The sequence below is a fragment of the Metabacillus sediminilitoris genome (assembly GCF_009720625.1).
In the GTDB taxonomy this organism is placed as follows: domain Bacteria; phylum Bacillota; class Bacilli; order Bacillales; family Bacillaceae; genus Metabacillus; species Metabacillus sediminilitoris.
Genome location: NZ_CP046266.1, coordinates 3,811,208 through 3,823,883 on the forward strand (window position 1 = coordinate 3,811,208; position 12,676 = coordinate 3,823,883).

A 12,676-nucleotide genomic window follows, 5' to 3' on the forward strand; every position below is an offset into this window, starting at 1 on the left:
CATCTTTAAATCTGTATTACTACAAAAACAGAAACTGTTACATTCTTTATGATACAGATTTCTATTCTAAAAAGAAGGACTTTTCAAAAAACAATCCAATATGGAGATTCTTCTTTCTCTAAAAAATCACAATAAAAAAACCTAATCGCATGATTAGGTTTTTTTATTGTGATTTACTTCCTTCTACATTCAACTCTGCTTGATTATAAAATTCTAATTTTAACTCATTAAAATCTTCTGTTGTTTGATTGAATATTTCATTATATTCCATAACAGTTTTATAAGAATCATTTACCTTTTTAATTTGAGATTCTAGATCATCAAGTGTTAAATCCTCTTTTTGAAGCATCGTGTAAAGCTCTTTATCAAGGGAAATGGAAGATTTATATGCATCATACAAACTTTCATATGTGCTGTAACGATTCTCCATTGTCGTTTTCAATTTTGAAGCTTGTTTTGCAAGGCTTTCGTCTTTTATTTTTTCAATTTCTTCATCAATTTTAGCAAATTCCTCTTTTGACGACATCATACTTTCATACTCTTTGTTTATTTTCGTTTCACGCTCTTCCACAAGAGTTAATGCTTCTTTTGACAAGGAAATTACCTTATCAAATTCCTTCATACCAAGATCCATAATTTGGTTATAAAGATCAGATTCTTTTTTCTCAAGCTCTTGTAAAGGCTTCTGCTGATCATTAAATGCTTCCTCTAGCGTGACAACTTTTTCTAATGTTGTGTAAATATTTTCTTCTGGAGATGGACCTAAACAACCGGATAGAAAGGTTAATAGAATACATGATACTAAAAATACACGTAACGTCTTTTTTTTCCTAAATGTGAACAAATCATTTTCCCCCTTACGCTCAGACAATTTCTACTATAAGCTGTTCTGACATTTTTTACAATTACCTATCGATTTTCATTATATAAAAAAATATGTACGTCTAATTATAAAAGTCAAAATTTGTGACTATTACGTTAACTTAGACATCATGTCATACCATGATCATTTTTAAATGATCAACGCGTTTTATTATAAAAGGCGCTTTTTTGAATTGGATTATTATCAGTTATGATTAATGGCATTTACTACATCCTATGTGCTTGTCTACCCTTTAGAACTAAATAAATAAAATTCATACTGGGCTTTTGTCTATACACAAATGAACTAGTTGAATAGTGTGTACTATACGTCATATGGCGTATGATCACGGGGAGGTTGTTAAAAATGTATCATTACGATTGTGGTTGTAACTACGGTCACGGTTATGCAGCTCCAACTTACGGTTATGGAAATAGCTTTGCATTAATCGTTGTTCTGTTTATTCTTCTGATTATTGTCGGTGCTACTTATTTTAATTACTAAGATGTTTTAAAAAATGGTTCTTTTTTAAGAGATTGTTACTTTTAAAACGACATTTATTTAAGGTTGATTGTAGTGGAGTGTGAGACCCAACAGGCGATTACACTGAGGAGGCTCGCCACCCTCCCCGCTGAAATTAACCACATCGCAATACTTGGTAAACAGCAACAAAGTTTGTGAAAAAAACCTAAAAAAATGAGCTAACAAATAAAATTCACTTGGCTTTTGGCCAATACTTATTTGTTAGCTCTTTGCCTTCCTACATACACATAATTGGAAGAAAAGTACTGAAATCTTTTCGTTTTACGTATGTTCCTATATAATCAAATATATCAATTATTGTTCCGTTAAGGAGTGTTACATCATGATTACAATGGAAAATATTATTAGAGAAGGTCATCCTACCTTAAGGAAAGTAGCAGAGGAGGTTCCTTTTCCAGCTTCAGATCATGACAAAGATACATTATCTAAGATGCTTGAATATGTAAAAAATAGTCAAGATCCTGAAATATCCAAAAAGTATGGTTTACGACCAGGTATTGGACTTGCTGCACCGCAAATTAATGTTGCAAAAAGAATGATTGCAATCTATGCTCAAGATGAAAAAGGTGTGCAACATAGTTACGCACTGTTCAACCCAAAAATTGTTAGCCACTCTGTCGAGAAAAGTTACCTAACAAGCGGAGAAGGTTGTCTATCTGTTGATCGAGCTGTTCCAGGAATCGTTCCACGTTATGCAAGAATACGTGTAAAAGCAACTAACATAGAAGGAGAGAAAATTGATATCCGACTTAAAGGTGTGTTAGCTATTGTCTTTCAGCATGAAATCGATCATTTGAATGGTGTTATGTTTTATGATCATATTAATAGTGAAAACCCTTTTCAGGAACCTGATAATGCAATTGCGATTGATCGATAAACAAGTAAATATCTAAATATACTGTAAATCTTAATGCATTCATGTGTTTCTTTTGCGCCTATTACCTAACTAAATCTCAATTTTCAAGGGATTTCGGCGTTATAAGAGAATTCAACTAAATTTCAAAAAACGTGTACTTTTTTCCATAAAAATAAGAAGGGCTTACCCTTCTTATTTTACAAGTTCTAATTGTTGAATCCCGTATAAAATACCATCTTCATTAACTGGCTTTGTTATATAATCTGCAATTTCCTTTAATGACTGAACTGCATTCCCCATTGCTACCCCTGTACCGACATATTCAATCATTTCTAAATCATTTAATCCATCGCCAAATGCGTATATATTTTCACGATCTATGTTTAACCTCTTAGCTAATTGCTTAATACCCTCAGCTTTTGAACCATTTACAGGTAATATATCTGTAGACAATTCATGCCATCTAATAAGCTTTAGTTCTGAATAATGTTGATATCGTTCTTCCTCGGCAGATTCACAAAAAAGTAGAGTTTGATAAATATTTTTCTCACGATAATAGTGACGGTTTTCTTTTGGGTGTGTAAATTTTAAACTCCCCATGCTTTGTTCAATAAATGGGTGCTCACCTGTTGTCGACATCATATCTTCTTCACTCATAAACACAAGTGGATGATTTTCTTTATCTGCAAATTGTAAAAGATTCTCCAGTGTTTCTTTTTTTAATGGATTCTCAAATATCACCTCGTCTTCAAAAACAACATATTGACCATTAAAACTAACATACGAGTGAATATCGAGTTCTTTTCGTAAATCTTCAAACATAAATGGGGCACGACCTGTTGCAATTGCAACATGGTGTCCATGATCTTTAAGCATTTGTATTGCATCTCTCGTTGAGGAAGGAATTTCTTTATTATGGTCTAATATAGTTCCGTCAATATCAAAAAATATTACTTTTTCATCCATATACAAGCTCCTTCATTTTTTACTGTGTTAACCTGACTAATCTTTTTTAAATACGAATTATATAAATTGTTTTTTGTAAACCAATTACCATATTAGCGAAGTTATTTATATCAAGCAAATAATATTGTTAAGTTAAAACCAAATTTTTTCCACGAATATCCATGTAAATCTAAATGAACACTACATATACTAACAGGGAAAATATAGATATTGGACGGTTAATGTCTACACATCCTTAATGTGTAATAAAGACACCCTATTTAAGAAACAGGAGGTAATAAATATGTTAAAAAGGTTAAAAAAATCAATAAGAAAACAATGGAAGCATCTATTAAAACGCCGAACAATTGCTTAAGCCTACTTTTTTAGGTAAATTAAACTAAACTAATCCAATTTTATCAATTATAATAACATTTTATAGATAACTAAAAAATAAAAGTTGTTTATTACTTATATAGATGAATGAACACATCCCTTCTAGACTTGGCTTGAACGTAAATATCGCATATAATAGAAAAAGTTAGTCTAACAAACGGTAGTTAAGGAGAGATTTGGTAAATGATTTTTAAAGTATACTATCAAGATAAGATTACAGAGGTTCCTGTTCGTGAAAGAACAAACACTCTTTATATTGAAGGAAAAACTGAAGGGGAAGTTCGTTCTAAATTAAAAGACCGTCCTTATAATATCGAATTTGTTTCACCATTAGATGGAGCATATTTAGAATATGAAAAACAAAGTGAAAACTACAAAGTATTGGAGATTTGATTGTTATGAAATTTGTTAAGAATGACCAAGTTGCCATTTTTGCATTAGGCGGACTTGGTGAAATCGGTAAAAACACGTACGGTGTGCAATTCCAGGATGAGATCGTCCTTATTGATGCTGGTATTAAGTTTCCAGAAGACGAGCTGCTTGGTATTGATTATGTTATTCCAGATTACACGTATTTATCAAAAAACGAAGACAAAATCAAAGGTTTATTTATTACGCACGGACATGAAGATCATATTGGCGGTATTCCATATTTATTACGACAAGTTAATATTCCAATCTATGGTGGAAAACTCGCACTTGGTTTATTAAGAAACAAACTTGAAGAGCACGGACTTTTACGCCAAGCGAAATTAATCGAAATTAAAGAAGATGACATTATAAAGTTTAGAAAAACATCTGTTACGTTTTTTAGAACAACACATAGTATCCCAGATTCATATGGAATTGTTGTTAAAACACCTCCAGGTAACATTGTACATACAGGTGACTTTAAATTTGATTTTACACCAGTTGGCGAGCCGGCAAATTTAACAAAAATGGCTGAAATTGGCCGTGACGGTGTACTTTGCTTATTATCTGATAGTACAAATAGTGAAGTACCTAATTTTACAATGTCAGAAAGACGAGTTGGTGATAGCATCAATGAAATCTTCCGTAAAGTTGATGGGCGGATTATTTTTGCTACATTCGCTTCCAACATCCATCGTCTGCAGCAAGTTGTTGAGGCAGCCGTTACACATGGTCGAAAAATCGCAGTATTCGGAAGAAGCATGGAAGCTGCCATTCAAATCGGACAAGATTTAGGATACATCAGCTGTCCAAAAGATACATTTGTAGATGCACATGAAATTAACCGTATGCCTTCACATCGTGTAGCTATTTTATGTACTGGTAGTCAAGGCGAACCAATGGCTGCACTTTCTCGTATTGCTAATGGAACACATCGTCAAATTCAAATCATTCCTGGTGATAATGTTGTTTTCTCTTCTTCACCTATTCCAGGTAATACATTGAGCGTCAGCAAAACAATTAATCAGCTTTACCGTGCTGGTGCAGAGGTTATTCATGGTCCATTTAATGACATTCACACATCTGGTCATGGTAGCCAAGAAGAACAAAAACTCATGCTCCGCTTAATGAAACCTAAATATTTCATGCCAATCCACGGTGAGTACCGCATGCAAAAAACGCACGCAAAAACAGCCGTAGATTGTGGTGTTGAAGAAAAGAACTGTTTTATTATGGATAATGGCGAAGTATTGGCTATCGGTGATAATGAAGTAGGTGTCGCTGGAAAAATCCCATCTGGATCAGTATATATCGATGGAAGTGGTATTGGGGATATTGGCAATATCGTATTACGTGATCGTCGTATTCTTTCTGAAGAAGGACTCGTTATCGTAGTAGTTAGCATTAATATGAAGGACTTTAAAATATCAGCAGGACCTGATATTATCTCAAGAGGATTTGTCTATATGCGTGAGTCAGGTGATTTAATTAATGATGCACAATCACTTATCACAAAGCATTTATCTAAAATAATGGAACGTCGTACGAGCCAGTGGTCTGAAATTAAAAATGAGATAACAGATACACTTGCACCTTTCTTATATGAAAAAACAAAACGCCGTCCAATGATACTCCCAATTATTATGGAAGTATAAGAAATAATATAAAATAAAAAAGAGTGAGATTGACGAAATGTCAGCCTCACTCTTTTTATTTAATCTCCTAATAAACGCTTTTCGAACCGATTTATATCTGTATCTGCTCCAATTACGATTAAAACATCATTTTTTTTAATCATTTCATTTGCTTGCGGTGAAACAATAATATCTCTGTTTCGCTTCATTGCAACTATGTTTATCCCGTATTTAGCACGTATATCCAAGTCAATGATTGAATTCCCATGAATTTTTTCATTTGCGACGATCTCAACAATACTATGCTCATCAGAAAGCTCTAGATAATCTAATACATTATTTGAAATGATTTTGTGAGCAATTCTTCTTCCCATATCTCTTTCCGGATGAACGATTCGGTCTGCTCCAATTTTAGAAAGTACTTTTTCATGGTAATCATTTGTTGCTTTAACTGTAATATCTTTAACGCCTAATTCCTTAAGAATTAATGTTGTAAGGATACTCGCTTGAATGTTATCTCCTATTGCAACAATGACATGATCAAAATTACGAATCCCAAGGCTTTTTAAAACAGTTTCATCTGTCGTATCCCCAACAACTGCATGTGAAGCAATATTGGCAAATTCATTCACTTTATCTTCATCTGTATCAATGGCCATTACTTCAAGACCCTCTTCACTAAGAGCGCGGCAGATACTACCCCCAAATCGACCGAGACCAATTACTGCAAATTCTTTTTTCATCACTATACCTCCGCTCATATAAAATGCGCAAGCCGCATCTTTAACACAAAAATCTTACCATAAAATCTCAATTTTATATATAGTGATCATCATGTTAACTGTAGAAACACTTTCATGAAAAAGCTATATCTTTTCGATTCCACCTATCATCTACAAATCGTATTTTCCCCTTAAATAGCATTACTAATTAAACTCCTAATGTTGAATCGTGTGGTAAAATAACAAGACAGTCAATTAATGGAGGTACATATGATTCAATCTATTACCAATGTGCTATTACCATATATTATCGGTTCGATTGGTGGTTTGCTTTTTAGTTTTTTCCATATCCCGCTTGCATGGATTCTCGGTCCAATGACAATATTAATCATTTGGCGATCAATTTTCGTTACAGGTAAACAATTATATCAACCTCTCATTATTAAAAACGGATCATTTATCATTTTAGGTATTTCCTTTGGCTTAGCTTTTACAAAAGAAACGTTTTTAATAGTAGGCCCTTATTTGGTCCCTTTTTTAATAACAGTTATTTCCCTAATCCTGATAAGTATTTTAAATGGTTTCTTAATAAGCAAACTCGTAAAAATCGATATAAATACGAGTATTTTCGCATCCATTCCTGGCGGTCTATCAGAAATGGTTGCTGCAAGTCAATCTCTCCATGCCAATACGTCATTAGTAACAATCTTCCAAACAGTAAGACTATTAACTGTTGTATTGTTTGTTCCTTTTACTATCCAACATTTGTTCCAACCACAATTAGATGTCCAATCTTTTGATGCCCTCCAAGGTCAATCAAGCTTCCTATCATATAGTTGGTTTGTTCTTGCTGGTATCGTAGGGTGGTTACTGAACAAGAAGGTCCCAGCTGCATTTGTAATAGGCCCACTTTTAACTACTTCGATAGTAAATATTCTTGGTATTTCATTACCTTCTATTCATGATTTCTTCTTAATCCTTGCACAACTAACGATAGGGATTGGATTAGGATTAATGATTACTTTTGAGGATTTAAAATTGGGCGGGAAGTATTGTGGCTACTATTTTTTAACGAGCATTCTTTTAATTATAGCCAGCTTTGGTTTTGGCTATTTATTTTCACTTGTCACTGATTTAGATATAGCAACTGCTATTCTGTCATTAGCTCCAGGCGGTCTTGTCGAAATGGTGTTAACAGCTTCGGTCATTGATGCAAATCCAGCAATTGTAAGTTCTCTGCAATTTATTCGCTTACTTTTTATTATTGGTTTCGTACCAAGTATATTAAAATACTGGTTAAATAACTCTTCATTAGAAGAAAAAACTTTATCAAAATAAAAACAACGTTCACATACAATCTGATTTCATCTTATCGATGCGAATCTTATGGATGTGAACGTGTCCTTTGACACATATTTTAATGTTTAACAGACTCTAGTTGTAATTTACAAATTGTTGCCTTGATTTGAAAATAATTAATATGATCTGGAAGTGCTTCTTTAATTGGTTTTAACATTTCCGTTCCAAGCTCATAAACTTTTTCAATGATAAGCGCCTCTTCTTCATCTGAAATGATTTGTGACCATTGGATTGGATAGCCTTCACTTGCAGCACGAATAAGATGGTTTTGTACGGTAATTTCTGATAAACCCCTATTTATACAAATATCTTTAATTGAAGTTCCTTCCTGATAGCATTCATAGGTAGTGAGATAGCTAGCGGTTTTATTTGAAACAACTTTTTGTAAAGTTGGATTAGCTTCACTGTTTATAGGTGTTTTTCTTTCCACCTTCATAAACTCACAAATGACTGCAAGAAAGTCATTACCATATTTTTCGAGCTTCGCCTTTGCAACACCCTTTACTTCTAAAAATTCATCTTCATTTATTGGGCATTTACTGCTCATATCTTTTAAACTACTATCTGAAAATATAATATAGGGCGGCACTGCTAGCTTTGAGGCTAAATCTCTTCTCACCTGCTTAAGTTTTTCAAATAAAGTATCATTTGCCTCAATTGCCTGAATTATCATTTGTTCTTTCTTATAGATCTGCTGTTTCTCAACAATTACTTGCCTAGCTTTATTACTAAGCTCTAGAACAGGATATTGAGCATTTGTTAAGGATAAGTAACCTTCAGCAATTAGAAAATCAATAAAATCAACAATTTGTTTCTCCGTTTTATGCTTCATTAAGCTATATGTTGAAAGCTTTTCAAATCCCATTTGTGTTATACGTTTGTTTTTTGAGCCTTTTAATACTTGTGCAACAAGTGTTTTACCAAATCTTTCATTCATTCTTTTGATACAAGAAAAAACCATTAAAGCATCTGTTGTAACATCAATTTTTGAACGTGTATCCCGACAATTAATACATTTCCCGCAATCCGAATCTGGGGAATTTTCTCCAAAATATTCTACAATATATGATTGAATACATTTTTCAGTATGACAGAGATCCACCATCTGTTGGAGCTTTTGATATTCGTGCATTTTTTTATCATGACTTAATGTTGTTTGTTCAATTAAAAACTTTTGAAGCTGAATATCATGACCTGCAAACAATATTATACATTCACTTTTTTCACCATCACGACCAGCTCGACCAGCTTCCTGATAGTAAGCCTCAATATTTTTAGGGAGGTTGTGATGAATAACATATCGCACATTAGACTTATTTATTCCCATTCCAAATGCATTTGTTGCAACCATGACATCTAGTCTATCAAAAAGAAACTGATCCTGCTGATCTGATCGTTCCTGTTCTGATAAACCAGCATGATATTTCCCAACTTTTAAGCCGCTCTTTTTTAAGTATTGATATAGCTCATCAACTTCCTTTCGTGTAGAAGCATAGATAATACCAGCCTGATCGGGATTTGCTTTAATATATTTCGTTATATAATCTCGTTTATTTTCACCTTTTATTACATTAAACGTTAAATTCTCGCGAGCAAACCCAGTTACAAAAGTATTTAATTCAGAGATATTTAATAGCTGACAAATATCTGAAGTAACTTCCCTTGTTGCAGTAGCCGTTAATGCCATAACAAGTGGCTTTTGCTCAAATTCATAAATCAACTCTTTTATCCTACGATAGCTTGGTCGAAAATCATGTCCCCATTGAGAAATACAATGCGCTTCATCAACCGCGACCATCGATACATTCATCGATAAAAGAAACGAGTGGAAAACTTGAGAATCAAGACGCTCTGGAGCAATATAAATAATTTTATAAACACCTGCTCTTACTGCAGTCAATCGTTCATTTAATTCAGTCGCAGAAAGACTGCTATTAATATAGGTAGATGAGATACCAACACTCGTTAGCGCATCTACTTGATCCTTCATTAATGAGATAAGTGGAGAAATAACGATTGTGATGCCATCCATTAGTAATGCTGGAATCTGATAGCATATGGATTTCCCTCCACCTGTAGGCATAATTGCTAAAGTATCATTTCCATTTAATACGTTGTCTATTATTTCTTCTTGGCCTTTTCTAAAAGAAGAGTAGCCAAAATATTCATTCAATTTATTCTCAGCCAGTTGTATCATGTCATCACCTTTGTTCCTTGATGGTATACAAAATCATTTGCTATTAAGTATATCATGATTAAAAGAAACCAAAGGTCTTTCTGTCAATTTTTCATTTTATCAAATTAGTAAAAATCTATTTTCATGTACCGTAAAAAATAAAAAGCTAACACATGATTTTCTTTTTTATTCTAAGAAAATCTAATGTGCTAGCTTTGAATAGATATATCCTTATTTATGGATCCAAACCGCTCCAGCAGAATTGTCTTTTGCTTCACCGATTACTTCAAATTTCAAACCATATGTTGGAACAAGACGTCCAGCATCTTTAATATTAGAATCAATGTATGGGATTGAATCATTAAAGATACGGTTCCCTTTCAAACTTACAAAGTTATATGCACCACGAGATGGTGAATCAACATAAAATTTTGGAGTTTCATCATATGAAAAAGCTGCATCAGCTATTTGATAGCGTGTACTTTGAGAGACCGTCTTTTGTCCATTCAATGTTCCAAAAACAGCTTCAGGATGTGAGTCTACAACACCTAAAAAGCCCTCCCCTGGATGAACACCAACCCAGTTATCTGTAAAACTTTCATCAGCATACCAAACGACTAATCCTGTGTTGTAAACAGCATCTCTTGAATAGGCAAGCGCTTTATCAGATCCTGCATAATTTCTCCATTCAAGATAATAGTAGTTGTCCGCTTTAGAATACCCATTTGTGACGATGAATCCATCTAAAGATACTTTTGCATCACCTTCTGCATTATCTGTAAAAATTTCTGTTCCATCAGCTGTTACTTTCAACTCATCGATCGCAAAACCATTTGGAGCTAATCCGCCGTCTGTAACATATTCAAATACAAGTTTTACTTTCTTGCCGGCATATGGAGTAAGATCATAGGTGATATCGCTCCATTTCCCTAGAGTAGATTCATAGCCACCTGATGTATTTTCATCACCAATGACATCTAATTGCACTGGATCTTCACCTTCTATTTCAGCATTCACATACACATAGTCATAATCAAATTCAACTTCATAAAAAGCCTTAGCCTGGAATGTTGCAGATGTAACATTTGTTAAATCAAATTCAGGAGTAGTTAATAATGTGTGAAGATCATCGCCTTTTGTACTGTAATAGTACTTTTCACCGAATGCAGGCATGATTCCTTTTACATCTTTTTGTGGTAAATTCACTTTCACAATCCCAGGATTTTTAGACTTCGTTACACTTTGGTCAATATACGAGGCTATTCCATTTTTATCAATATCTTCATAGTCAACCTCTACAATATTTGCCCAATTTCCACCCATAGTTGTTTGGAAAAATTCTTTATTTTGCGGTGAAAAACTCGTTGGTGCTGTTCCAGCGATTTTACCATTCCAACTGCCTCCACTCATAATTGACCACGATGCAATCGGTTCACCCTGTCCAGAATATTGTGTATCATATTCATCAGGTAAACCCAGGTCATGGCCAAATTCATGTGCAAACACACCAACAGCACCATCTTCTGGCTGAATAGTATAATCAAATGCACCCATTGAGCCGCCCCAATAATCAACTTGCGCTTTTGTACCTGTTACAGGATAGACCCCATCTAATGTCCAGCGATGTGACCATATTGAATCATCACCTAACGCTCCGCCGCCAGCTTCCTGTCCAGAACCAGCGTGGATGATCATTAAATGATCAACTAATCCATCAGGCTCATTTTGATTGCCATCACTATCAAGATCATATAAGTCAAATTGGTCATATTCTGCTAAATTAATGCCTGATGCTACAGCAGCATTTAAAGCATCTTTCACAAGATCACGCGGACCTTCGGGATCTAAGTTATCATGACCGCCAGCAGGATTATCATCACCGTAGTCTCTTGCTTTTCCAGGTACTGTGAGCCAATCTGAAACTGTTCCATCTACCGTATAACTTCCGCCTGATTGCTCTTCATAATATTGCTTAAATGTTTTAACCTTTTCACCATTAAATAAAGTAAATTCTTTATCACCAAACATTAATTTATCGTAATGTTCGCGGTTAAAATCATCTGCATACATATATCCTTCTTCCTGTATGACATTGTTGTGTTTGAAATCATCAAATTCAGTTAACAAGACTAGCACCTTATCCGTTCGAACTCCACCATTATATGGAGCTTGCTTTGCAGAATTTACTTTTACATATCCATTTCGATTGCCTTTATCAATTTTCTTATGCCCTTTATTTAGCTGCTTTGTTAATTTTTCCTTTTGTTTTTCTAAAAAATCCTTTGATTTCTTATCATTCATTTTTTTACTTGAGTGATCCTCTGAATCTACTTTCTCCTTTTCACCTTGCTTTTTCTCAATATATTGTTTTAAGGTCTTTTTCACTTGCTCTGGCGAAGCATTTTTTGCGATGATACCTTTTTCTTTTAATGCATTTACCAAACGTTCATCAGGTACAAGATTCCAGTCAATAGGTGCTGATTCCGGAACCGTTACTGCAGCTTGTACACTTGAAGAAGCTGGAAAATATGTACTGAATAATAACCCTCCCACAACAAGTGAACTTGCTGTCATTTTAAACATCTTATTCCATTGACTCCTTCTTTTTGTCTCAATTCCCCTTTTTAATTTCCTCAAAAAATAATCCCCCTTATTCTTGTAAATTATTTTTCTAGTAAAAAATTAAAGTATTAAATTCTATTATAATTTTTATATAGATATAATAAATAGTCCGATTAATCTATTTTCAGAAAATTAAAACAGATTACTTTA

At 33.8% G+C, this 12,676-nt stretch carries 9 protein-coding genes and 1 pseudogene; 5 read left to right on the plus strand and 5 right to left on the minus strand.

Annotation, left to right across the window (positions count from 1 at the left end; all coding sequences use genetic code 11):
- Nucleotides 1-163: 163 nt before the first annotated feature.
- Nucleotides 164-844 carry a YkyA family protein gene (locus GMB29_RS18250; protein WP_136351390.1) on the minus strand — a complete coding sequence of 227 codons (681 nt, stop codon included), beginning with the start codon at nucleotides 842-844 and terminating at the stop codon, nucleotides 164-166.
- A 441-nt stretch (nucleotides 845-1,285) separates the two neighbouring features.
- Between GMB29_RS18250 and GMB29_RS28120 the strand changes: the two are divergent.
- Nucleotides 1,286-1,366 (plus strand): annotated as a pseudogene (locus tag GMB29_RS28120) (YjcZ family sporulation protein); the annotation flags it as partial.
- 361 nt (nucleotides 1,367-1,727) lie between these two features.
- Entirely contained in the window at nucleotides 1,728-2,282 is a 555-nt protein-coding gene (def, locus tag GMB29_RS18260; RefSeq protein ID WP_136351392.1) for a peptide deformylase, read from the plus strand.
- 171 nt (nucleotides 2,283-2,453) lie between these two features.
- On the opposite strand, the gene GMB29_RS18265 is transcribed toward def, so the two are convergent.
- Nucleotides 2,454-3,227 (minus strand): Cof-type HAD-IIB family hydrolase, encoded by a 774-nt coding sequence (locus GMB29_RS18265; RefSeq protein WP_136351393.1) that lies wholly within the window; start codon nucleotides 3,225-3,227, stop codon nucleotides 2,454-2,456.
- A gap of 558 nt (nucleotides 3,228-3,785) precedes the next feature.
- On the opposite strand from GMB29_RS18265, the gene GMB29_RS18270 reads away from it, so the two are divergent.
- Nucleotides 3,786-3,995 carry a DNA-dependent RNA polymerase subunit epsilon gene (locus GMB29_RS18270; RefSeq protein WP_136351394.1) on the plus strand — a complete coding sequence of 70 codons (210 nt, stop codon included), beginning with the start codon at nucleotides 3,786-3,788 and terminating at the stop codon, nucleotides 3,993-3,995.
- Between the two features lie 5 nt (nucleotides 3,996-4,000).
- Nucleotides 4,001-5,668: a ribonuclease J1 gene (rnjA, locus tag GMB29_RS18275; RefSeq protein WP_136351395.1), complete on the plus strand. Its 1,668-nt coding sequence runs from the start codon at nucleotides 4,001-4,003 to the stop codon at nucleotides 5,666-5,668.
- A gap of 59 nt (nucleotides 5,669-5,727) precedes the next feature.
- Here the strand turns inward: rnjA and GMB29_RS18280 are convergent, their stop codons facing one another.
- Complete coding sequence (locus tag GMB29_RS18280) at nucleotides 5,728-6,390, minus strand: potassium channel family protein (protein WP_136351396.1); 663 nt, start codon at nucleotides 6,388-6,390, stop codon at nucleotides 5,728-5,730.
- 249 nt (nucleotides 6,391-6,639) lie between these two features.
- Between GMB29_RS18280 and GMB29_RS18285 the strand changes: the two genes are divergently transcribed.
- Nucleotides 6,640-7,707, plus strand: a complete 1,068-nt coding sequence (locus tag GMB29_RS18285; protein WP_136351397.1) for an AbrB family transcriptional regulator — start codon at nucleotides 6,640-6,642, stop codon at nucleotides 7,705-7,707.
- Between the two features lie 79 nt (nucleotides 7,708-7,786).
- On the opposite strand, the gene recQ is transcribed toward GMB29_RS18285, so the two are convergent.
- Complete coding sequence (gene recQ, locus GMB29_RS18290) at nucleotides 7,787-9,925, minus strand: DNA helicase RecQ (protein ID WP_136351398.1); 2,139 nt, start codon at nucleotides 9,923-9,925, stop codon at nucleotides 7,787-7,789.
- 210 nt (nucleotides 9,926-10,135) lie between these two features.
- The gene (locus GMB29_RS18295; RefSeq protein ID WP_136351493.1) at nucleotides 10,136-12,487 is read right to left on the minus strand and encodes an immune inhibitor A domain-containing protein; all 2,352 of its coding nucleotides are present in this window, start codon (nucleotides 12,485-12,487) and stop codon (nucleotides 10,136-10,138) included.
- Nucleotides 12,488-12,676 lie beyond the last annotated feature (189 nt).